This is a genomic window from Erwinia sp. STN24, from assembly GCF_041320675.1.
Lineage (GTDB): Bacteria > Pseudomonadota > Gammaproteobacteria > Enterobacterales > Enterobacteriaceae > Erwinia > Erwinia aeris.
Genome location: NZ_JBGGPM010000001.1, coordinates 811,808 through 832,624, shown reverse-complemented (window position 1 = coordinate 832,624; position 20,817 = coordinate 811,808). Strand labels below are relative to the sequence as shown.

Genomic DNA, 20,817 nt, shown 5'->3' with positions numbered 1-20,817 from the left:
GGCGGCACGACGCCGCCCGTCATCAATCTTATTGGTTTTCAACCAGCTCCGGCACCGGCTCAGCGTAACGATTGACTTTAAACGGCAGCCCCAGCCTGCCGCGCAGCGTGGTTTCGTCAGAAGGCTGCCAGTAGCCGCGTGCCGCCAGTATCGGCAGCACATCACGCGTGATATCGCGTAGCGACTCCACCAGCACCGGGCCGCTGAGGATAAAACCGCTCGCGCCGCCCTTTTCTACCCATGCAATCAGCGCGTCGGCCACCTGCTGCGGCGTACCGAAGAATTCGCCGCGCGGCAGCGTGGTTTCATAAGCTACCTGACGCAGCGTCAGTTGCTCTTCCCGCGCCCGATGCTTGATGCTGTCGGTAGTGGACCGGAAGCTGTTCTGCCCCAGCTCGCCAACGTCCGGGAAAGGTCCGTCCGGATCGTACTGGCTGAAATCATGATGCTCGAAGAAGCGCCCCAGATAGGCCAGCGCATCGTCAAGGGAAAGCAGCAACAGCAAATGCTGATATTTCGCTTCGGCCTCTTCCGGCGTTTTGCCAATAATGGGGCTGATGCCGGGAAAGATAGCTACCGGATCGCGCCCGTTAGCGGCAACGCTGGCCTGTAGCTTCCGCGAATAGCTCTGCGCTTCCGCAAGCGTGCGCGCGTTGGTGAATACCGCATCGGCGGATTTTCCGGCCAGGCCGATGCCGGTATCGGACGCGCCCGCCTGGAAAATCACCGGCTGCCCCTGCGGCGAACGCTGAATATTCAGCGGCCCGGCTACCGAGAAAAATTTGCCCTGGTGATTCAGCCTGTGCAGTTTGGCCGCGTCAAAAAAAACGCCGCTGTCGCGATCGCGCACGAAGGCGTCGTCCTCCCAGGAATCCCATAATCCCTGCACCACGTTAATATATTCCTCGGCAATCTCGTAGCGCAGCGAGTGCGCCGGATGCGCTTTACCGAAGTTCTGCGCCGAGCCTTCCAGCGGCGAGGTCACCACGTTCCAGCCGGCCCGGCCGCCGCTGATATTATCCAGCGTCGCCAGCTGACGGGCAACGGTGAAAGGATCGCTGTACGAAGTAGAAATCGTGCCCGCCAGCCCAATTCGCTGCGTGACCGCGGCCAGCGCCGACAGCAGCGCCACGGGCTCGAAGCGATTAAGGAAATGCGGCAGCGACTTCTCGTTGATGTGCAGCCCGTCGGCGACGAAAAGGAAATCGAACCCTGCCGCCTCCGCCTGCTGTGCCAGATCGGTAAAGTAGCGGAAGTTTACGCTGGCATCGGCCGGCGCGCTGGCATGACGCCATGCATTCATATGGCCGCCCGCGCCGTGCAGCATCAGGCCGAATTTGATGTGGGTGCTCATACGATCTCCTTAATGCTGGCCCGCCAGCAGAGTAATGGAACGCAGACGCCGCGCGGGATTGCTTAGCGGCGTATGCAGAATAAATTCGTCGACCTTAAGGCTTTGCTGTAACGCGGCCAGCCGCTGGTGGATAACGTCGGCGGTGCCGTGCAGCACGTTCAGCGCCTGCTTTTCAATACGGTAATCCGCCGCGCCCGCCTGCTGGACAAAAGCCAGCGCCTGCGCTTCGCTGCCGACGGTCACGTGCCGTTCGCCAAGCGTGACGCGATAGTTATGCTGTTCGGCCAGTAGCGAAGCCGCTTCCTCAGTGGTGTCGGCCGCCAGCGCCGCCAGGCTGATCAGCGCCTTACCCTGCTGCGCGTACTCGTGAAAGGTCAGCACCGCTTCCCGCATCGCCTGCTCAGAGGCGTTAATAAAACCGGCATAGACAAAGTTCCATCCCAGATGCGCGGCCAGCCGGGCGCTTTCCGCACTGGCACCCAGCAGAAAGCGCGACGGCGAGTGTGATGGCGCCGGCAGCGCTCTGGCGGCTTCACCGCTGGCCGGTTCGGTCACGGCGTCAAGATAGCGGGTTAACTGCGCCAGCAGCGCGGGAAAATCCTTTTGCCCTGCCAGTTCACCCTGCAAAGCTTTGGTAGAAAGCGGCAACCCGCCCGGCGCTTTGCCAACGCCTAAATCGACGCGCCCGGTTGCCAGCGAAGCCAGCAAATGAAAATTTTCCGCCACCTTGTAAGGACTGTAGTGTTGCAGCATCACGCCGCCGGAGCCGATGCGTAACCGGCTGGTGTGGGCCAGAAGCCAGGCTATCAGCACTTCCGGCGAGCTGCCCGCCAGGCGCTCGTTGTCGTGATGTTCAGACACCCACAGCCGGTGGTAGCCCAGCCGCTCCGCCGTGCGGGCAAAGGCAAGCGTCGCCGCCAGCGCGGCCTGCGGCGTTTGCCCTTCGTCCACCGGGCTTTGATCTAAAAGACTTAACTGATAAGACATAATTTATTCTCTCTTAATACTTTCAGCGAGAATTCCATATAAAAACGGCGACGCTAAATATTAATTACAGCTTAGCTTTTGCATAACAATGAAATTATTACGGCTCACGGGAAAAGATTATTTCCCGCTATCTTTATTTGTTTTTGTTGTTTTACTTGCCCTGCCGCATCCTGAATAGTGCAGAAAAACAAAACGCAGGGATAAAATGATGAATAGCAACCGCTTAAGCGCGCTGGCGCTGCTGCTGGGCCTGAGCCTGAGCGCCCAGGCCGCGCCGGGAATAGATTTAATCGCTAATGAAAAGCCGGTGCATACGCCGTTAAACCCTCAGGCGGCTTCGCTGATCCCGGCTAATTATAAATTTGTTACGCCCGGCACATTGACGGTGGCTACGGCAGTGTTGGGCAGCGCGCCGCCGTTCGGCCTGTTTGCCCGCGATAATAAAACGGTTATCGGCAGCGAAGCGGATATAGCACGTCTGGTTGCCGATGGGCTGGGATTAAAATTAAAAATCGTTCCGGCTTCCTGGGAAGACTGGCCGCTGGGCGTCGCCTCCGGGAAATATGACGCGGCGATTTACAATATAACCGTGACTAAAGAACGCAAAGCGCGGTTTGACTTCGCGACCTATCGTCAGGACACGCTGGGCTTCTACGTCAAAAGCAGCAGTAAAATCAGCAAAATTGACGCCGCGCCGGATATTGCCGGCAAACGTATTATCGTGGGCTCCGGCACCAATCAGGAAGCCATCCTGCTGCAGTGGGATAAAGAAAATCAGGCGAAAGGCTTGCCCGCTATGCAGCCGCTTTACGTGACCGACGATGCCGCCGCCACGCTGGCGATCCAGTCCGGCCGCGCCGACGCCACTTTCGGCCCTAACGTTACCGGCGCCTATAAAGCCAAACTGACCGGCACCACCAGGCTGGTCGGCGTGGTGGCCGGCGGCTGGCCTAAAACCGCCAATATCGCCGTGACGCTGAAAAAAGGCAGCGGGCTGGTGGAAGCCGTACAGGCTTCACTCAACGGCGCCATCGCCAGCGGCAGCTATTTACAGGTGCTGGATCGCTGGGGCGAGAGCATCGAAAAAATCGACCATTCCGAGATTAACCCGCCGGGTTTAGGCGACTGAGTACGGGAGCACGCCATGATTGAAGAAACCTTTATCCATACCACGCCGGACGATCCGCGAATTGAGCCGATTATCGACGGGCTGTTCGCCGAATACCGCGCCCGCTACGGCGACTATTTTGGCGAGCAGGAAGAAGAGCCGCCGGGAATTTATGCACCGCCCGACGGGGCGTTTATCGTACTGCTGCGCCATGAAACGCCGATAGCGATGGGGGCCTTCAAGCGTTACAACGTCACGACTGCAGAGCTGAAGCGTATCTGGACGCACAGCAGTATGCGGCGTCAGGGCCTGGCGCAGAAGGTTCTGCTGGAGCTGGAGCGGCTGGCGGCGCTGCAGGGATATGACGCGCTGTATCTGACCACCGGCTTTCGCCAGCCGGAAGCGGTAAGGCTCTATCTGTCGCAGGGTTATCAGCCGCAGTTCGATCCGGCGGTCGATCCCGAACGCTATGCGCTGCCGCCCTTTGACGGCCGCCTGCCCTTTACCAAAACGCTGCTCAGCCAGCCTGTCCGACGCAGCGCCTGAGGAGTTACCATGAAAAACCCGGATGCTGGCTGGCGTGACAACGCCGACGCGCCGAACGATGTCGTCCTGAAAGTTGTGCCTGCCCGCTACCCGTGGCGCATGGCGGGCGCAGCGTTCGCGCTCTTTATTATTACCGGCGTGGTGCAGTCCATTGCCACCAATCCGCGCTGGGAGTGGGGAGTATTTGCGCAGTGGTTTTTCGATCCGGCCATTTTAAACGGGCTGGGGAAAACGCTGCTGCTGACCCTGCTGGGCACGCTGTTCGGCTCGATTCTCGGCACCGGCCTGGCGCTGGCGCGGCTCGCCAGGTCCTGGCTGCTGAACGCGCTGGCGTGGAGCTATATCTGGCTGTTCCGCTCGCTGCCCCTGCTGCTGGTGCTGATTATTCTTTATAACTTCGCTTATTTGTATGACAGCCTGTCGCTGGGCGTGCCTTTCACCTCCATCACCTTCTTTACCCACGCCACCACCGATCTGCTGGATCAGTTTTCGGTAGCGGTGCTGGGGCTGTCGCTGGTGCAGGCCGCCTATACCGCCGAGATCATTCGCGGCGGCATCGTCGGCGTCGATCAGGGCCAGCACGAAGCCGCCGCCGCGCTGGGCCTGCCGCCGTATCGCCGCACCTTTCGTATTATTTTGCCACAGGCGCTGCGCGCTATTCTGCCAACCGGCTTCAACGAGGTGATTAGCCTGGCGAAAGGCACCTCTATCGTTTACGTGCTGTCGATGCCGGAACTGTTTTATACCGTGCAGGTTATTTATAACCGCACGCAGCAGGTCATCCCGCTGCTAATGGTGGCGAGCGTCTGGTATCTGTGCATCACCACCGTCCTGTCGGTGCTGCAACACTTTGTCGAAAACTATTTTGCGCGCGGCGTGGTGCGGCAGAGGCGCCCCGCCCGCTTAACGCTGTTCCGTCGTTCGGCAACGCTTAAGGAGAGTTCTGATGTCAGAAGCGCTTGAACTAAATCGCGACGAGAACGCCGCCAGCTGGCGCGATCGCCCGCAAACCCAGGCCGGAAAAATTGAGATCGCCAATATCAGTAAAAGCTACGGCGCCTTTAAAGCGTTGGATGATGTCAGCCTGACTATCGAACCCGGCACCGTCACCGTGATCCTCGGGCCATCCGGCTCCGGTAAGTCGACGCTTTTGCGCACCATTAACCATCTGGAACGCGTCGATAAAGGCTTTATTCAGATCGACGGCGACTACGTAGGCTATCGCCGCAGGGGCGATAAGCTGTACGAGCTGAAGGAAAAAGCGATTCTGAAACAACGCATTCAGGTCGGTTACGTATTCCAGAACTTTAACCTGTTTCCGCATATGACCGTGCTGGACAACATTATTGAAGCGCCCATCGTGCATGGTTTGCTGAAGCGCCGCGAGGCAATTGAGCGGGCTTACGAGCTGCTGGATACGGTCGGCCTGCGCGAAAAGGCGCACGCCTGGCCCCGACAGCTTTCCGGCGGCCAGCAGCAGCGCATCGCCATTGCCCGCGCGCTGGCGCTGAACCCAAAGGTGATGCTGTTTGACGAGCCGACTTCCGCGCTGGATCCTGAGCTGGTGGGCGAAGTGCTGGAAGTGATTAACAGGCTGGCACGCTCGGGCGTTACCCTGGTAGTGGTAACGCATGAGATAGGCTTTGCGCGGCAGGTCGCCGATCGCGTGGTGTTTATGGTGGACGGCAAAATTGTCGAAAGCGGCAGCGCCGAGCGGGTGCTGAATCGCCCTGTTCATCAGCGTACCCGCCGCTTTCTGGAAAAAGTACTGTAGGCGAAAGGCAAATATCCTTTTTCTTTTAGCCCCGATGCAGCTCGGCCACGGTCATCGTAAAGATCAGCAGGTTCTGAGTCTCGTTGGCATAGCGGTGCGCCATATCCGTTCTGGCGACGGCCGAGCAGCCCGCGTTAACCGTCAGCGCGGCGCTTTCGGTTTGCAGGTTTAGCGTGCCTTCTTCGACATGCAGCAGCTCCAGCGTGCCCGCCGGATGCCCCGTAGAGGAAAAGCTTTCGCCCGGATGCATTTCCCAGCGCCACAGCTCAATCATATCCGGCCCACGCGTGCCGGCCAGCAGTCGCGCGGAACCGCCCTTTTCACCTTGCCATAGCGTAGGGATCTCCTCGCGAGTGATAAGCCATGCAGAAGGCGAATCGGTAACGTTGACGATATCCGCCACCGACAAGCCAAGCGCGGCGGCGATTTTACATAAAATACCGATACTGGGGTTCGCCGTGCCCTTTTCGGTTTCCACCAGCATCCCTTTACTGACCCCCGCGCGGCGGGCGAGCTCGTCCAGCGAAAGCTTTTGCGCCTTGCGATGGGTTTTAATACTGCGCGAGACGGCAGCGCTGACGCTGTCGATATCGGCCCCTGCCTCGGTCGTTTTATTGACTTTTTTGGTCATCGGTCATTACTATAGGATAAATTAGTCACCGAAGGATTATGGAATGATTTCAGTCACCCCGTCAATCGCCCCGGCTATTGCCGACCTTGCACCGGGCTTTCGCGCCCTGAGTATCACCGTAAAAGCCGCGCCGCTGGCCGATCCCTCGATCGCACAAGCGTTTCTTACCCAGGCCTGCGAGGCGGTGCTTGCCGATTCGCCTGCCTGGGCGGCAGCGCACCTGGCCGACTGGGCGGAAACGTTTAAAAAGTTCGGCGCCAAACCCAAGCGCACGCCCTGTTCGGCGGAAGCGCTGAGGAAACGCGTGCAGCGCGACGGCACGCTGCCGGGCATCGATCCGGTGGTCGATCTGTATAACGCTATCAGCCTTCGCTACGCCATTCCGGTCGGCGGCGAGAATATTGCCGCCTATGTGGGCCAGCCGCGCCTGGTAATAGCCGACGGCAGCGAGCTGTTTGATACAGTTAAAGAAGGCAGCGCGGCCGTGGAATCACCGGAGGTCGGTGAAGTTATCTGGCGTGACGACCAGGGCGTGACCTGTCGCCGCTGGAACTGGCGTCAGGGCGTGCGTACCCGGCTGAATGCCCAGGCCACGCAAATGTGGTTTGTACTGGAAAGCCTGCCGTCAATGCCGTATGAGGCGCTGCTGGAAGCGGGTGATGAGCTGATCCGCGGCCTGACGCTGATGATGCCGGGCGTGCAGACGGAGGTAAAAACGATTGGGTCGGGCTGTTTAAATAGCGGCATCTGATTTTGTTGCCGGCAGCGCCAGATTATTATGGCGCTGCGCTTTCATATAAAAGCCGCCGACGATACTTTTCATAATTATCAAAAAATAAGTCGTAAACCAGTGCATAAAAAAGAGAGATCGCCCTCCCGAAAAGAAAGATTCTGCTTTTGCTGTAAAAGCAGGGAATGATAGAGTTCTTCAGCTTATATCAGATACTGGATCCCCATCGACAGTGACACTGGCGCATCAAATTCCGGCCAGAAGCCGTCCGAGTTCGGCCGAGCCAGAACCCGCCGCCGGTTTCTTAATTGCTCTCTTTGCCGCCCACGCTGCACCCTTGTAAGAACTGTTTTTATACACAGCAGTTTTGCCATCGCAATCTGACAAGCAAAACAGTAATGCCGCTGAGTTCCATGTTTACATAATGACCAAAAAACCACATAGTAACTGAGGCATTCAAAGGAGATAACGCACAGGAGTGAGCATGAGTTATAACGCAGCAATAATAAATAAACTGGAAGCCGAGAACTATCTGGCTTTAGTTCTGGAAAAAGGAGTCAAGGAAGTAGGTAGAGAAGCGTTAAAACAAGGCGAATTGATATACAACGGAGTCGAACGTCTAAGTTGGTATTCATCATGTTTAACAGAAAATTATCAGGATGTTTGTGAGAAAATCAGAAAAGAAGATGTAAGGTTTATTAGGTCCATCTTGAAAATTATTCCGACCTTTCATTTTAAATTACCGCATATTGGCTTTGAATTCGGAGAAAAGAAAAATAATTACTCCGACGTACAGGTCAAAGATAATGTTATAAAATATATGCTAAAAATATTTACTGAAGACGTATTTAGCGAGATTCATTATGAGAGGAGATTAAATTTAAACAGAATCCTGACAAAGCTTAGCGCCGATTATGCAACTGTGAATTTCACAAATCGCTCTATTGCTTACTCTATTGCGTCTGCAATTTATATGAGCGCAGGACTAAGGGCAACGCTGGAAAGCACATTGACCAGCATATCCAGGAAAAGCATCACCGTTTTAGGTGGTTATGGTTACGTAAAAATTGCTATTGACGCTGCAGACCGGCTAAAATTAATCAACCCTATCCTGTACACAAAATTTTATAATGCTGAAGTAGAAATGCTCTATTTTCTGATAGAGCCCGTTGTCACAAAAATAGATCATAAATTTCGGCACGCATTAACTGACGAACAAATCGCATCGGATATAGTGAGGCTCATAAAATGAAAAAGGCATTTAAATTCCTATGGAAGGATATTTTATGGGATATTTTCTGCTTTCGCTTACCGTTACTTTTGACTTTTATATTTTCATTTATCGCTTTTAATTTTTGGGATGGTTATGAACTAATTAAAATAATTATTTTCTTCATCACCTCAAATATAATATGTGATGTATTTTTTAATAAAATCATAAAATAAATCCCGTCGTTTGCCGGATCTGGTGTAGTCGCAAACGCTATAACCCCATCAGAAAAAAGGAGATAAAAGAAAAAGCAGTGACATCCAAAAAATCAATACAGACCACAAAACTGCTCGCCCCAGGTTGCGAGTATTTTGCCTGAAACGGTGTTTTTATGCTGTTCCTTTATTCTTGCCTCGCCACCGCCAATACTCTTGAGTTCAGGTTAGAAGCTCAGGCCTGCATCATTGCCGACTATTTCTGGCTAATAACATTTGGCCGATCGAATTTTGAAGCGGTAGCTAACTTCGAGGGTCTTATCGGGCCCGATCTTCTTGCTAAGTATGAATGGGTAATGCGGGGATTTCTGAGCGATCCTTCAGCTAAAAGGAATTTACAATGATAAAAATAACGCTAGCCTGCGTGCTGCTGGTAAGCGGCTGTCACCTTGAAAAGCCTTACTTTTACCCGCTGGATGTCGCGCTAAAAGAAAACATGCCTTGCTTTTCCGCGCCTTATAATATTCAAAAAAAAAGCCGCCTGCTCCAAAACAGAGGCGTATCCGTAACAAAAATCACCGGAAAAAAAGGGCAAATCTTCTGGCAATCTGAACCTCAGTCTACCTTGCCTGTGATTCCGGCAGGCGAATGCGTTTCTTATCCTGACATTAACTGGCAGGAGGGCGATTACGCCATACTTATGGGAATATCCACGAATAACGATGCTGAAAGATACAGGTTAAGCAAGACTATCCGACTGCAAAAAGATAAAGCAGGCAATTTTATGCTGCAGGAGATCCGGCAGCCTGATTTATAATATCGTCGTTCCTTTAGCCATATACAACAAAGGCACTGCCCGTTTTCTGTGCTGACTGATGGAGGTTCTGTAAGTGTGCGAGCGCCAAAAAAAGGCCGGTTTCCCGGCCTTTTTTATTAAACAGCAATCAGTTATTAACAGGAATAACCGCGCCTTTATATTTGGTGCGGATCCAGTCCTGGATTTGCTTAGAATGCAGCACCGTCACCAGCGCTTTAATATCCGGCTTGTTTTCGTCGCCGCGATGCACGGTAATAATATTGGCGTAAGGGTTATTTTCGCCGCTCTCAACTGCAATCGGATCTTTTACCGGATCCAGGCCTGCGTCGATAGCGTAGTTAGCGTTAATTACTACCGCATCGCCTTCGTCGTTATTATACATTTGCGGCAGCAGTGCGCCTTCCACGTTAGCCAGGAACTTCAGATGTTTCGGGTTTTCCACGATATCGCTGATGCGCGCGTCAACTTTGCTCACGCCCGGCTTCAGTTTGATGACGCCTTCTTTCTCAAAGATAGAAAGGATACGCCCTTCTTCCGATACCGCGTCGCGCATAATAACTTTGCCGTTCTGCGGCAGGTCTTTCAGCGATTTGTACTTTTTAGAGTAGATGCCAATCGGCTCGATATGGATTGCGCCCGCGCTGACAAAATCATAGCTCTTGTCGTCGGCATGATCTTTCAGCACGCTGTTCAGATAAGGTACGTGCTGGAAATAGTTCGCATCGATATCGCGGCTGGCCAGCGCGGTGTTCGGCAGGATGTAGTCCTGGAAAGGTTTGATTTCCAGATCGATGCCCTGCTTCGCCAGAATCGGCTTAGCCTGCTCCAGGATTTCCGCGTGCGGCACGTTGGATGCGCCGATGGTCAGGGTGTCTGCCCATGCGCTCAGGCTCAGCGCCCCCAGGGTTGCCGCAGCCAGCAGCGTCAGTGTCTTTTTCATTATTACTTCCTTCGTGAGTTAGCGTTTGTCGAGCCGTGTTGTGATGAAATCGCCAATAAACTGAATAATAAAAACGATAATCAGGATCATAACCGTCGCCACCAGCGTGACATCGCTGTGGTTGCGCTGGAAGCCCTCCAGATAGGCCAGGTTACCTAAACCGCCCGCGCCGATCACCCCGGCCATCGCGCTGTAGCTGACCAGCGCAATCAGCGTTACCGTCATACCGGAAACCAGCGCCGGTGAAGATTCCGGCAGCAGTACGCGAAAGATCAGCGTGCTCAGCCGCGCGCCCATTGAGCGGGAAGCCTCAATCACGCCTTTATCCACTTCGCGCAGGCCAATTTCGACCAGTCGTGCATAGAACGGTGCCGCCCCAACAATCAGCGCGGGCAAAGCCGCATCCGCGCCCAGAATGGTGCCGATTAACGTTTTGGTGAACGGGATCAGCAAAACAATCAGGATAATAAAAGGAATGGAGCGGAAGACGTTAACCAGTACCGAAATCACCGAATAAACGGCGCGGTTCTGAAACAGGCCGCCGCGCGCGGTCAGAAACAGCGCCAGACCGAACAAAATGCCCAGCACAAAGGTCGCCACGCCGGACAGCGAGGTCATATACAGGGTTTCACAGGTTGCCGCCCAAAGCTGATCAAGCTTCAGATGGGGGAAAAGAGTCTCAGTCATGAACCACCTCGGTCGTAATGGCGTGGGCGTGTAAATCGGCCAGGATGTTTTCCAGCGCGCTGCCGGTGGCGGCAACCTGTAACCACAGCTCGCCGAAAGTGCCGTTGGTGGTTTGCGTCATCTTGCCGTGCAAAATATTAAAAGGCGTGCCGTATTTCAGCGTCAGTTCGCCTACGATCGGCTGCTGCGTGTTCTGGCCGACAAAGGTCAGCTTCAGCACGCTGCCCACCGTGCGGTCAATCAGTTCAGGGTTAAACGGCGTCTCGGCGCTGCTGTACTCTGCCGTTTGCTTGACGAACTGTCGGGTAATCGGCTGCTGCGGATGAGTAAATACCGACAGCACTTCGCCTTCTTCCACGATTCTGCCCGCTTCCATCACCGCCACGCGGTGACAGATTTTACGCACTACGTGCATTTCATGCGTAATCAGCACGATAGTCAGCTTTAGCTTGCGGTTGATATCCAGCAGCAGATCGAGAATGGCGTCGGTTGTCTGTGGATCCAGCGCCGAAGTCGCCTCATCGCACAGCAACACTTCCGGATTATTGGCCAGTGCGCGAGCGATACCTACGCGCTGCTTCTGCCCGCCGCTCAGCTGAGCAGGATAGGCGTGCTCTTTACCCTTCAGGCCGACCAGTTCGATCAGCTCCTGCACGCGCGTTTTGATGGCGGCTTTGGGCGCGCCGGCGATTTGCAGCGAAAAGGCAATATTTTCGCTGACGGTACGCGACCAGAGCAGGTTGAAGTGCTGAAACACCATGCTGATTTTCAGACGCGCCTGACGCAGCGCCTCGCCCTTCACCTGCGCGATATCTTTACCTGCAATAGTGACGCTGCCGGAAGTCGGTTTTTCCAGTCCGTTCAGCAGGCGGATCAGCGTACTTTTCCCCGCGCCGCTGTAGCCGATAATGCCGTAAATCTGCCCCTGTTCGACGTTGAGATTCACATCATCAACCGCCGTCACCGGGCCAGCCGCGGCGTGAAAGGTTTTGGAAACATTACGCAAAACTATCATTTGTCGCCTGTTTTATCCCGTGTTGTGCAGCCCGCAGGCTGGTCAATAAACTGACTATTTTTAATATGTTATTGGTGATGCTTATGATACGGGATAGCGTCAGGCCGGTCGCGGGTCAGCAAAGACCCAAATACCATGATATATAGCCAAAAGGCATAACGTGGCGGCCTGCCCGTTTCATCATCATTGTTACAGCTACTTTACCGTCAGGGCGTTTTCCAGCGGTTTTATTCAACAAACGAGCCGGTTATTAACAGTATTAACTGGAGCGTAATGTTACCAGCTATTAATGCAATTTGCCGGTATTGCCGTCTGGATGGCTATCAACCGCGCAATAAACAACCACCTCTTGAGGGAAACGCAGATCAAAAAGCAGCCTCCCTGGCTGCCAATAGCCAACGGTAAGATTTTGAGACAATAATCTTTACATGCTAATCAATTGAAAAATAGAACTATTAAAGACAAGCACGCCGCTCTCTCCACCCGCTATCTTTGCAAAACTTTGCATCCTCTATGCTTGCCTTACCTGTTACTCACTTATCAAGACCTTATGCAGAAAAAATTTTGGTTCACCCTACCTGCCATCACTGGGATCGTCGTTAGCCTGTTCGGCCTGGCTTTCCTGGTGCTCGGCGGCTGGCTGGCAACGCTGGGCGGCACGCCCTGGTACCTGATTTTCGGCGCCGGTTTCTTCCTTAGCGGCATTTTTATCGTTAAACGCCGTCCGGCCGGTCTTTGGCTTTACCTGCTCTCCTTTCTGATTTGCGTAGCCTGGTCGCTGTATGAAGTCGGTCTGGACGGCTGGAAGCTGATGCCGCGCCTTTTCGCGCTGGCCGTACTGGGCGTCTGGTGCAGCCTGCCGTGGATCGTCCGACCGGTGATGCACACGCAGCGCCGCGCGGGCACGCTGGTTGGCGTGGTCTATCTGGCCGCTATCGTGCTGGTCTTCTGGTCAGGCTGGCACGTAACGGCAACGCGCTTTGTGCATCATCAGCCCGTGCCGGCAGCTCAGGCCGCGATCGCAACCGATAACGATAATGACTGGCAGCATTATGGCCGTACGCGCGATGGCCAGCGCTTTTCGCCACTGACGCAGATTACGCCCGCCAATGTCAGCCAGCTGCAGCCCGCCTGGCAGTTCCATACCGGCGATACCCTGCGTAAAGGGGAAGATAAAGCGGGACGCGAGTTCAGCTTTGAAGTGACGCCGATTAAGGTTGGCAACACGCTCTTTATCTGTACGCCGCATCGCCAGGTGATTGCGCTTGACGCCACCAGCGGCAAACAGCGCTGGAAGTTTGATCCCAAAGTAGACACCTCGGCCAATGAATATCTGGCCTGCCGCGGCGTGGCTTACAGCAAGGCGGTGGATGACAGCACCTGCCCGGAAAAAATCATCACCACCACCAGCGATGCCCGCATGGTGGCGCTGAATGCGCAAACCGGCGAACCTTGCGCCTCGTTTGGCAACAAGGGCTATGTCAGCCTGACCGACCATATGGGCCAGGTGCCGCCGGGCTTCCATTTTATTACCTCGCAGCCGATGGTGATGGAAGGCCGCATCGTGCTGGGCGGCTGGATATACGATAACCAGACCACCGGCGAACCTTCCGGCGTGGTACGCGCTTATGACGTAAAAACCGGCCAGCTCTCCTGGGCCTGGGACCTGGGCAGAACGCCGCAGAACGCGCCGCTGAAGCCTGGCGAAGAGTATACGCACGGCACGCCTAACGGCTGGGGAACCTATACGGCGGACGAAAAGCTGGGCCTGATTTATATTCCGCTGGGCAACGCGACGCCGGATTATTACGGCGGCAAACGGCGACCTTTTGACGAGAAGTATTCCAGCGCGCTGGTGGCACTGGATATTCATACGGGTGAAGAGCGCTGGCATTTCCAGACCGTGCATCATGACGTCTGGGATTTCGACGTGCCGGTTGGCCCAACGCTGGTTGACCTGCCGGGCAAAAATGGCGAAACCGTGCCTGCGCTGGTGCAGACCACCAAAATGGGCAAGCTGTTCCTGCTGGATCGCCGCAACGGCAAACCGCTGGCGCAGGTGGATGAGAAGCCGGTGCCGACCTCGCCCTCGCTGCCGGGCGAGCATTTGTCGCCTACGCAGCCGGATCCGGTCGGCATGCCGAGCCTTGCACCGCCGAATCTGAAAGAAACCGATATGTGGGGCGCGACGCCGATCGATCAGCTGATCTGCCGCATTCAGTTCCACCGCTATCGCTATCAGGGCCAGTACACGCCGCCTGCGGAAGGCACCTCTATCGCCTATCCTGCGTTTGACGGCGTGATGGACTGGTACGGCGCTTCGGTGGATCCGCAGCGGCATTTACTGATTGCCAACACCAGCTACATCCCTTTCACCATGGAGCTGATGAAGCATGACGAGGCGATCAAACAGGGCCTGATGAAGCCGTGGACAGGCTGGGCCAGCGGGCAATCCTATCCGAAACCGAAAGAGTTCGCCGTAGGGCCGCAGTATGGCACCGGCTGGGCGGCCGTGGTGAAACCCTGGCTGACGGCGCTGGGCGCACCTTGCAGCGCGCCGCCGTGGGGCAAGCTGATCGCCATCGATCTTAACACCCGTAAAATCGCCTGGGAAAGACCGGCGGGCACCACGCGTAATATGAATATTTTCGGCACTCATACCAACGCGCCGTTGCCAACCGGCATTTTTATGATGGGCGGCAACATCATTACCCGCAGCGGGCTGATATTTATGGGCGCTACGGCGGATAACTACCTGCGCGCTTTTGACGAAGCCACGGGCCACGAGCTGTGGAAAGCCAAACTGCCAGCGGGCGGCCAGGCGACGCCAATGACCTATACCGGTAAGGACGGTCGTCAGTATGTGGTGATTGCGGCAGGCGGGCACGGTGGACTGGGTACCACTTCCGGCGATGCGCTGGTCGCGTACGCGCTACCGAAAGAGTAAGCATAAAAAACCCCACGGCATCGTGGGGTTTCTTTCAGTTCGTCCCTGCATCCAGGCGCTTTAGCGGTCAGGATATCTCTTCCGGAAGCAGCACATGTCTTTGCTTTTTCTTGCGTTCTTCCTCGTCCGGCGGCGTTTTGCGCGTGTGTTTGAGCATGGCAACGTGGCGGGCGAAATCCTCATGAACCTCTTTGCTTTGTAAATTCACCGACGCCGCACCGTCTTCATCGATCAAAATACGTTCGCCGTCATCTTTAGCTTCCTGCATATCATTGCGGGACATGGCGTTAAGCAACCTTTCCGGGCTGGTAAATACGCTGGCGATCATTTTTAACACGGGCTCTCCTTTTCTGAGCGGGCATCTGCAGATAGCGCTTATTGCAAGCTTACTGCCGATAGCGGTTATTCTTCTTCTTTAACCAGTATAGAGGAATATTCAGGGCTGAGTTATCAGGAGACGGAAGTATCAGAGGGAGTGAAACAGAGGGGAAGCACAACCGCCACCGCCCGGAGGGCCGATGGCGGCGAGCCTGCGCGCGGCAGGCGCATTACTTTTTAGCTGCGGCGGCTCTTCTCGCCACCTTTTTTACCGGCTTCAGAGGCTTTTTCACGGTCGTTTTTAAAGCTGCCGCTGCCGCTACTGCTCTGTCCGCCTTTTTTGCCTGCTTCTGACGCCTTTTCACGATCTTCTGCGAAATTACCCGAATTTGAATTACCACGATGCTGAGTCATACAAATGTCCTCTTCGTGTTAAATAATACTCAATGGTTTTTTCTCAATTATTTAATCCCGGGGGGAATTAAAAATCAGTGAAGGTGCTACGTAGTTAAATCTAGCAGCCACGCTTATAATTGCAAGGAAACGGAGGCATAAAAATAAGTAAAAATTATGGCTGGTTATCTCATTGATTAATAACAACAATCAGGAAAAATCTTAATCAATTTTAATTTTATATTTAAAAAATACTTATCCCGTTTCAGGAATTATTAGCTTACCCACTGAGCAAATAAATAAATATTAATCGTTCATCAATTTCTGCCGCTTCGTTATAAGCCACTGCCGCTTCGTTCTTTTTTTACTTTCTTCTGCGTAACAGCTTTGCTGATGCTTCTGCCTGGATACTGACCAGGCGCATTCCTGATAATGCCAATAACCACACAAAGAGATGGACTTAATTAACGAATTTTTACAAAATCGGTTGAACCGCCAGTGGCTCCGCGCCAGTAAAGAGCGGACACCATTTTTTTCTTCGGCCACGGCCGGACGGCTTCAGGGAATAGCGATTCTGGTTCAGCGCGCAGCACGACTGCCGCACAATCAGCCCCTTAACTGTGCATAGTACGGTGGAGCATGGAAAAACAACATTTTCTGACCCGTTTGGGACAATGGCCGAAGATCCAGTTTTCCGAAGTGTGTATCACCGCCTGCGGCGGCAGCATCCAGCCTGAACTCTACGTGCGTGACCGCGCCGATCCACCACGCTGGCTGTTTATCCGCCGCCTTGGCGGCAGCGAGAACCATGACGGCTTACTGACCATTTACAGCCAATGGCTGGCGGAATTTCATCAACAGCGTGGCACCGATTTCTGTTTGCCGCCGCCCTTTGACAGGGCTTTTGAGAACGAGCTGCCAGCGGAAATTTCGGACGCGCCGCATAGCGCTGCATTACGGCCATCGCTTATCGCCGAACGTTAAACGCCTGTGGCCGCCTTCTTCCCGTAAAAATTTATCTATACTTTTCAGCGGACGCCTGACGCTCAGGCCCGGTAGATAAAAAAGGGAGAGCCTATGAAAGCACTAGTCTGGCATGCTGTCGGCGACATTCGTCTTGATGACGTCCCGGAGCCAGCGATAGAAAAACCAACCGATGCGGTGATCCGCCTGACGGCTTCCGCTATCTGCGGCACCGATCTGCATTTTGTTCGCGGCACCTTCAGTAAAATGCAGCCCGGCACCATTCTGGGACACGAAGGCGTCGGCGTGATTGAAGCGCTCGGCGACGATGTTCGCAATTTCGCTGTCGGCGACCGCGTGGTGGTTTGCTCGACCGTTTCCTGCGGCACCTGTCCGCCCTGTCGGGAAGGCAATACCGCCCAGTGCGACAACGCCAACCCCAACGGGCCTGCCGCCGGCACCTGCTTTTTCGGCGGCCCGGCCGCAACCGGCCCGGTAAACGGGCTTCAGGCGGAAAAAGCGCGCATTCCCTATGCCGCCAATACGCTGGTAAAAATTCCCGATAACGTCAGCGACGAGCAGGCGCTGATGGTTAGCGATATTTTCCCCACCGCCTGGTTTGGCGCGGAAGCGGGCGAAATCAAAAAAGGCGACGTTGTGGCGGTCTTCGGCTGCGGGCCGGTCGGCCAGTTCGCTATCGCCAGCGCTTTCCTCAAGGGCGCCGCCCGCGTGATTGCGGTGGACGGCCATGTCGATCGCCTGGCTATGGCGCGTTGTCAGGGTGCATTCACGGTAAATTTTGAAGAAGAAGATCCGGTAGAAACCCTTAATCGCCTGACGGGCGGCGTCGGCGCGGACTGCGCTATTGATGCAGTCGGCGTAGACAGCCAACATGCGCACCACGGCCCGGCAGCGGAAGAGGCGCAGCAAAAAGCAGAAAAATTTGCGGCGGAAGTGGATCAGGTGGCACCGGAAACGCACCCGCAGGCAGGCAACTGGGTGCCGGGCGACGCGCCCACTCAGGCGCTGGAATGGGCTATCGCCACGCTGAAAAAGGCCGGTCGTTTAAGCATTATCGGCGTTTATCCGCCGGAAGCGGAAACTTTCCCTATCGGCAAGGCGATGAATAAGAATCTGACCCTTAAGATGGGCAACTGCAACCATCACACTATTATTCCGGGCTTGCTGGAACTGGTACGCACCGGCGCCATCGATCCGGTCAAGGTATTAACGAAAGTAGAGCCGCTTAGCGACGTACTTGACGCTTATAAAGCCTTCGACAAGCGCCAGCCAGGCTGGATTAAAACCGAACTCGTGCCACAAAGCTGACAACTCTGCCCCGTCATCGCGGCGGGGCCACCAGCAACTGGAGTCTCACAATGGATAAGGAATTACTTAATACCGCCGAAAGACTCGGCAAAGTTTTACTACAGGCCGGGGCCAAAGTGGCTGCCGCCGAATCCTGCACGTCAGGTCTGGTCAGCTCTGCACTGGGCGCGGCAAGCGACAGCAGCAGCTATTTCACCAGCGGGTTTGTAACCTATACCGACAGCGCCAAACACCGCATTCTGCACGTCAGTGAAAAAACGCTCCAGGAACACACGGCGGTAAGCGAGGCGACCGCGCGCGAAATGGCAGCCGGCGCGAAAGAAGTATCGGGCGAAAAAGCCAGCATTGCGGTTACCGGCTATGCCGGGCCGGACGGCGGCGAGGATGGCACGCCTGCGGGTACGGTGTGGTTTGGCTGGGGCCTGCCAAATGGCGAGGTACGCGCGCTGAAGCAGCATTTTTCAGGGGATTGCGAAGAGGTAGTAAGAAAAGCCGCCCTGTTTGCTCTGCAGCACCTTACTGAACTGCTGCAAAGCCAACGCTGAACGGCATTGGGCGAACCTTAGCGTTCGCCCTTGAGAGTGTTACGGATCGCCAATCTGTTTTACTGCGATTTCCGTTTGCTTATTTTTATGTTTTACAAAACCGCTCACCCGTACCAGATCTTTGGCATCGTACTTCTCTCCGCCCCAGGCAGATTCGGGAATAACCAGATTAATATTGCCTGATTTATCCTGGAAGGTATAAATATTGCCAGAAACCTTTTTGATGATATTCCCTTCCATCGTCACCCAGGAACCTTCCTTCAGCGTACGGACCGACTTCACCTGGCTCTCGTTGGTATCTTCCGAGCCTTTGTAGCCTGCATCCTGCTTGTGCGGCGGTGGCGGCGTTTCTCCCGCTTTAAATCCCCCTTTGTCCTCGGCCATCACGTTCAGGCTAAGGGCAAGCAGCGCGGCCAGCGTAAGCACTTTTTTCATAAACACTCCTTTCGTTTAAAAAGTCCGATCTTGGTTCTGCATAACTTAAGCCTGGCAGAAAGCCGCTACTTTTCAGGTACAAAGTGTAAAAAAACCTGAATTAATCAGGTTTTATCAGACGAATCGCGTGTTCCAGCACCTTCTGCTCGTCCCGATCCGCATCCGTTCGCTCATGGCGCGTTCTGACCAGCAGGTTTGCCAGGATATCCCGGCTGGTATTGTGTCCGCTTTCAGCCAGCACAATGGCCGCGTCGCCAATCACCCGACAGACTTCGTCATAATATTCTTCGCTCAATACATCACGTTTCATAAGACCTCACTTTTTAAACCGGCTTGAAGGAAAAGCCGACCAAAAGTATTAATCCTGAAACGTTGTATCGCCATTGGGCCGCCTGGCGCGGGCGACTTATTGTGATACCGATCACAATAAATCGCCGACGTGCCCGGAGGGTTAGCGGCTGTAGAACGGGAAGGCGCCAAACAGCAGGCCGCCTACCAGCAGCGCCATACTGACCAGGATCCCCCACTTAATGGCAAAGCGCTGATGGTCGCCGATATCCACTTTCGCCAGTCCAACCAGCAGATACACCGAAGGCACCAACGGGCTGAGCAGATGGAAAGGCTGGCCGATGATTGACGCCCTGGCGATTTCTTCTGCGCTGATACCATAGTTCAGGGCCGTCTGGGCAATCACCGGCAGGATGCCGAAATAGAACGCATCGTTAGACATAAAGAAAGTGAATGGCAGGCTGACCAGCGCGGTAAAGATCGCCAGATAAGGCCCAAAGCTATGCGGGATCACCGCCAGCAGGCTTTTCGCCATTGCATCGACCATGCCGGTGCCGGACAGAATGCCGGTAAACACCCCGGCGGCGAAAATCAGCGAGGTGACCGCCAGCACGTTGCCTGCATGGGTATTGATACGCGCTTTTTGCTGTTCCAGCGAAGGGTAATTCAGCATTACCGCAATGGCAAAAGCCAGCATAAACAGGATCTGGATAGGCATCAGCCCGGTCACCAGCAGCACCAGCAGCACGGTGGTCAGAATAAAGTTAGGCCAGAACATTTTTGGCCGCCGGTTCGCTGCGCACTCCTGCGCGTCGCCCAGACCCAGCTCGATATTATCCAGATGATCGTTATCGAGCTTCATCACGCCCAGCCTTCTGCGCTCGCGGATGCCGAACAGCACCGCCATACCAACGAGTGTGACGCAACCCAGAAACATGGCGGGCAGCATAGGAATAAAGATGTCCAGCGCATCGATATGCAAGGCCGCCGCCGCGCGCGCCGTTGGGCCGCCCCACGGCGACAGATTCATAATGCCGCTGGCAAGGTTGACCAGACAGGTCATTGCCAGCACGTTCATGCCCAGCTTGCGGTAGAGCGGCAAAAACGCCGCCACGGCAATCATATAGGTGGTGGAGCTGTCGCCGTCCAGTGAAACCAGCAGCGTCAGTACCGCCGTGCCTACCAGCACCTTAAGCGGGTCGCCGCGCACGATTTTCAGGATAAAGCGTACCAGCGGGTCAAACAGCCCGGCGTCGATCATCAGGCCAAAATAGAGAATGGAAAAGGTCAGCATTACGCCCGTCGGCGCCAGCGCTTTTACGCCATTCAACATCATTTCGCCAAGCCCATGATAATAACCCGCCGCCAGCGCAAAGACCGTCGGCACGATAATCAGCGCGATCAGCGCCGACATCCTTTTGGTCATAATCAGGTACATGAAACAGGTCACCATCGAAAAACCCAGTATGGTCAGCACATTACTTCCCCTCTTTCGGATGCATATCGCAGGCTGCGGCACGACGGCCATCAGCAAAAGTTATCGTTCAGGTCCGGGCGGGTATAAAAAGTAAGACGGGCGTTTCCG

Annotated in this window: 22 protein-coding genes and 1 pseudogene; 12 read left to right on the top strand and 11 right to left on the bottom strand. The window is 54.8% G+C overall.

Annotation, left to right across the window (positions count from 1 at the left end; all coding sequences use genetic code 11):
* Positions 1-28 precede the first annotated feature (28 nt).
* Both ACA373_RS03950 and ACA373_RS03945 read right to left on the bottom strand, forming a co-directional pair.
* Positions 29-1,354, bottom strand: a complete 1,326-nt coding sequence (locus ACA373_RS03950; protein WP_253454181.1) for an LLM class flavin-dependent oxidoreductase — start codon at positions 1,352-1,354, stop codon at positions 29-31.
* Positions 1,355-1,363: 9 nt separating this feature from the next.
* Positions 1,364-2,341, bottom strand: coding sequence for an MsnO8 family LLM class oxidoreductase (locus tag ACA373_RS03945; protein ID WP_301250830.1), 978 nt, complete (start codon positions 2,339-2,341; stop codon positions 1,364-1,366).
* A 205-nt stretch (positions 2,342-2,546) separates the two neighbouring features.
* Between ACA373_RS03945 and ACA373_RS03940 the strand changes: the two genes are divergently transcribed.
* The 4 genes from ACA373_RS03940 to ACA373_RS03925 are packed head-to-tail and all read left to right on the top strand — an operon-like array spanning position 2,547 to position 5,769.
* Positions 2,547-3,470 carry an ABC transporter substrate-binding protein gene (locus ACA373_RS03940; RefSeq protein ID WP_301250832.1) on the top strand — a complete coding sequence of 308 codons (924 nt, stop codon included), beginning with the start codon at positions 2,547-2,549 and terminating at the stop codon, positions 3,468-3,470.
* Between the two features lie 15 nt (positions 3,471-3,485).
* A complete protein-coding gene (locus ACA373_RS03935; RefSeq protein WP_301250834.1) occupies positions 3,486-3,995 on the top strand; it encodes a GNAT family N-acetyltransferase in 510 nt (169 codons plus the stop codon).
* A 9-nt stretch (positions 3,996-4,004) separates the two neighbouring features.
* A complete protein-coding gene (locus ACA373_RS03930) occupies positions 4,005-4,958 on the top strand; it encodes an amino acid ABC transporter permease (protein WP_253454189.1) in 954 nt (317 codons plus the stop codon).
* The gene (locus ACA373_RS03925; protein ID WP_253454190.1) at positions 4,942-5,769 is read left to right on the top strand and encodes an amino acid ABC transporter ATP-binding protein; all 828 of its coding nucleotides are present in this window, start codon (positions 4,942-4,944) and stop codon (positions 5,767-5,769) included. The genes ACA373_RS03930 and ACA373_RS03925 overlap by 17 nt, the downstream gene beginning before the upstream one ends.
* Before the next feature lie 25 nt (positions 5,770-5,794).
* Here the strand turns inward: ACA373_RS03925 and ACA373_RS03920 are convergent, their stop codons facing one another.
* Entirely contained in the window at positions 5,795-6,400 is a 606-nt protein-coding gene (locus ACA373_RS03920) for a helix-turn-helix domain-containing protein (protein ID WP_301729554.1), read from the bottom strand.
* A 43-nt stretch (positions 6,401-6,443) separates the two neighbouring features.
* Between ACA373_RS03920 and ACA373_RS03915 the strand changes: the two genes are divergently transcribed.
* From ACA373_RS03915 to ACA373_RS03900, 4 genes are all read left to right on the top strand, one after another.
* Positions 6,444-7,151 (top strand): B3/4 domain-containing protein, encoded by a 708-nt coding sequence (locus ACA373_RS03915; protein WP_301729555.1) that lies wholly within the window; start codon positions 6,444-6,446, stop codon positions 7,149-7,151.
* 463 nt (positions 7,152-7,614) lie between these two features.
* Positions 7,615-8,382, top strand: a complete 768-nt coding sequence (locus ACA373_RS03910) for a hypothetical protein (protein WP_301729556.1) — start codon at positions 7,615-7,617, stop codon at positions 8,380-8,382.
* Positions 8,383-8,731: 349 nt separating this feature from the next.
* Positions 8,732-8,959, top strand: a complete 228-nt coding sequence (locus tag ACA373_RS03905) for a hypothetical protein (protein ID WP_370734040.1) — start codon at positions 8,732-8,734, stop codon at positions 8,957-8,959.
* Positions 8,956-9,372 carry a putative T6SS immunity periplasmic lipoprotein gene (locus ACA373_RS03900; protein WP_370734039.1) on the top strand — a complete coding sequence of 139 codons (417 nt, stop codon included), beginning with the start codon at positions 8,956-8,958 and terminating at the stop codon, positions 9,370-9,372. Before ACA373_RS03905 ends, ACA373_RS03900 begins: the two co-directional genes overlap by 4 nt.
* Before the next feature lie 127 nt (positions 9,373-9,499).
* On the opposite strand, the gene ACA373_RS03895 is transcribed toward ACA373_RS03900, so the two are convergent.
* The 3 genes from ACA373_RS03895 to ACA373_RS03885 are packed head-to-tail and all read right to left on the bottom strand — an operon-like array spanning position 9,500 to position 12,014.
* On the bottom strand, positions 9,500-10,312 hold the full coding sequence (locus ACA373_RS03895) for a MetQ/NlpA family ABC transporter substrate-binding protein (protein WP_253454205.1): 813 nt from the start codon (positions 10,310-10,312) through the stop codon (positions 9,500-9,502).
* An 18-nt stretch (positions 10,313-10,330) separates the two neighbouring features.
* Positions 10,331-10,999 (bottom strand): methionine ABC transporter permease, encoded by a 669-nt coding sequence (locus ACA373_RS03890; RefSeq protein ID WP_370734038.1) that lies wholly within the window; start codon positions 10,997-10,999, stop codon positions 10,331-10,333.
* Positions 10,992-12,014 carry a methionine ABC transporter ATP-binding protein gene (locus ACA373_RS03885; RefSeq protein WP_370734037.1) on the bottom strand — a complete coding sequence of 341 codons (1,023 nt, stop codon included), beginning with the start codon at positions 12,012-12,014 and terminating at the stop codon, positions 10,992-10,994. Before ACA373_RS03885 ends, ACA373_RS03890 begins: the two co-directional genes overlap by 8 nt.
* 550 nt (positions 12,015-12,564) lie before the next feature.
* Between ACA373_RS03885 and ACA373_RS03880 the strand changes: the two genes are divergently transcribed.
* Positions 12,565-14,961 (top strand): membrane-bound PQQ-dependent dehydrogenase, glucose/quinate/shikimate family, encoded by a 2,397-nt coding sequence (locus tag ACA373_RS03880; RefSeq protein ID WP_370734036.1) that lies wholly within the window; start codon positions 12,565-12,567, stop codon positions 14,959-14,961.
* A 148-nt stretch (positions 14,962-15,109) separates the two neighbouring features.
* On the opposite strand, the pseudogene ACA373_RS03875 reads toward ACA373_RS03880, so the two are convergent.
* Positions 15,110-15,298, bottom strand: a pseudogene (locus tag ACA373_RS03875) (hypothetical protein); the annotation flags it as partial.
* 218 nt (positions 15,299-15,516) lie between these two features.
* Positions 15,517-15,693 carry a general stress protein gene (locus ACA373_RS03870; RefSeq protein WP_125287532.1) on the bottom strand — a complete coding sequence of 59 codons (177 nt, stop codon included), beginning with the start codon at positions 15,691-15,693 and terminating at the stop codon, positions 15,517-15,519.
* A 618-nt stretch (positions 15,694-16,311) separates the two neighbouring features.
* On the opposite strand from ACA373_RS03870, the gene ACA373_RS03865 reads away from it, so the two are divergent.
* From ACA373_RS03865 to ACA373_RS03855, 3 genes are all read left to right on the top strand, one after another.
* On the top strand, positions 16,312-16,656 hold the full coding sequence (locus tag ACA373_RS03865) for a hypothetical protein (RefSeq protein ID WP_253454213.1): 345 nt from the start codon (positions 16,312-16,314) through the stop codon (positions 16,654-16,656).
* Positions 16,657-16,749: 93 nt separating this feature from the next.
* A complete protein-coding gene (locus tag ACA373_RS03860) occupies positions 16,750-17,964 on the top strand; it encodes a zinc-dependent alcohol dehydrogenase (protein WP_370734035.1) in 1,215 nt (404 codons plus the stop codon).
* A gap of 50 nt (positions 17,965-18,014) precedes the next feature.
* Positions 18,015-18,509, top strand: a complete 495-nt coding sequence (locus ACA373_RS03855; protein ID WP_370734034.1) for a CinA family protein — start codon at positions 18,015-18,017, stop codon at positions 18,507-18,509.
* 39 nt (positions 18,510-18,548) lie between these two features.
* Here ACA373_RS03855 and ACA373_RS03850 read toward each other — a convergent pair whose 3' ends face one another.
* The 3 genes from ACA373_RS03850 to ACA373_RS03840 form a co-directional block, all read right to left on the bottom strand.
* Positions 18,549-18,944 (bottom strand): YgiW/YdeI family stress tolerance OB fold protein, encoded by a 396-nt coding sequence (locus ACA373_RS03850; protein ID WP_253454219.1) that lies wholly within the window; start codon positions 18,942-18,944, stop codon positions 18,549-18,551.
* Positions 18,945-19,044: 100 nt separating this feature from the next.
* A complete protein-coding gene (locus ACA373_RS03845) occupies positions 19,045-19,254 on the bottom strand; it encodes a DUF2767 family protein (RefSeq protein WP_125287527.1) in 210 nt (69 codons plus the stop codon).
* Positions 19,255-19,395: 141 nt separating this feature from the next.
* Positions 19,396-20,709, bottom strand: a complete 1,314-nt coding sequence (locus tag ACA373_RS03840) for a CitMHS family transporter (protein ID WP_253454220.1) — start codon at positions 20,707-20,709, stop codon at positions 19,396-19,398.
* Between the last annotated feature and the right edge of the window lie 108 nt (positions 20,710-20,817).

Coding starts and splice junctions, on each gene's coding strand:
- ACA373_RS03950 (WP_253454181.1), bottom strand. CDS start 1,354: ATGAGCACCCACATCAAATTCGGCCTGATGCTGCACGGCGCGGGCGGC.
- ACA373_RS03945 (WP_301250830.1), bottom strand. CDS start 2,341: ATGTCTTATCAGTTAAGTCTTTTAGATCAAAGCCCGGTGGACGAAGGG.
- ACA373_RS03940 (WP_301250832.1), top strand. CDS start 2,547: ATGATGAATAGCAACCGCTTAAGCGCGCTGGCGCTGCTGCTGGGCCTG.
- ACA373_RS03935 (WP_301250834.1), top strand. CDS start 3,486: ATGATTGAAGAAACCTTTATCCATACCACGCCGGACGATCCGCGAATT.
- ACA373_RS03930 (WP_253454189.1), top strand. CDS start 4,005: ATGAAAAACCCGGATGCTGGCTGGCGTGACAACGCCGACGCGCCGAAC.
- ACA373_RS03925 (WP_253454190.1), top strand. CDS start 4,942: ATGTCAGAAGCGCTTGAACTAAATCGCGACGAGAACGCCGCCAGCTGG.
- ACA373_RS03920 (WP_301729554.1), bottom strand. CDS start 6,400: ATGACCAAAAAAGTCAATAAAACGACCGAGGCAGGGGCCGATATCGAC.
- ACA373_RS03915 (WP_301729555.1), top strand. CDS start 6,444: ATGATTTCAGTCACCCCGTCAATCGCCCCGGCTATTGCCGACCTTGCA.
- ACA373_RS03910 (WP_301729556.1), top strand. CDS start 7,615: ATGAGTTATAACGCAGCAATAATAAATAAACTGGAAGCCGAGAACTAT.
- ACA373_RS03905 (WP_370734040.1), top strand. CDS start 8,732: ATGCTGTTCCTTTATTCTTGCCTCGCCACCGCCAATACTCTTGAGTTC.
- ACA373_RS03900 (WP_370734039.1), top strand. CDS start 8,956: ATGATAAAAATAACGCTAGCCTGCGTGCTGCTGGTAAGCGGCTGTCAC.
- ACA373_RS03895 (WP_253454205.1), bottom strand. CDS start 10,312: ATGAAAAAGACACTGACGCTGCTGGCTGCGGCAACCCTGGGGGCGCTG.
- ACA373_RS03890 (WP_370734038.1), bottom strand. CDS start 10,999: ATGACTGAGACTCTTTTCCCCCATCTGAAGCTTGATCAGCTTTGGGCG.
- ACA373_RS03885 (WP_370734037.1), bottom strand. CDS start 12,014: ATGATAGTTTTGCGTAATGTTTCCAAAACCTTTCACGCCGCGGCTGGC.
- ACA373_RS03880 (WP_370734036.1), top strand. CDS start 12,565: ATGCAGAAAAAATTTTGGTTCACCCTACCTGCCATCACTGGGATCGTC.
- ACA373_RS03870 (WP_125287532.1), bottom strand. CDS start 15,693: ATGACTCAGCATCGTGGTAATTCAAATTCGGGTAATTTCGCAGAAGAT.
- ACA373_RS03865 (WP_253454213.1), top strand. CDS start 16,312: ATGGAAAAACAACATTTTCTGACCCGTTTGGGACAATGGCCGAAGATC.
- ACA373_RS03860 (WP_370734035.1), top strand. CDS start 16,750: ATGAAAGCACTAGTCTGGCATGCTGTCGGCGACATTCGTCTTGATGAC.
- ACA373_RS03855 (WP_370734034.1), top strand. CDS start 18,015: ATGGATAAGGAATTACTTAATACCGCCGAAAGACTCGGCAAAGTTTTA.
- ACA373_RS03850 (WP_253454219.1), bottom strand. CDS start 18,944: ATGAAAAAAGTGCTTACGCTGGCCGCGCTGCTTGCCCTTAGCCTGAAC.
- ACA373_RS03845 (WP_125287527.1), bottom strand. CDS start 19,254: ATGAAACGTGATGTATTGAGCGAAGAATATTATGACGAAGTCTGTCGG.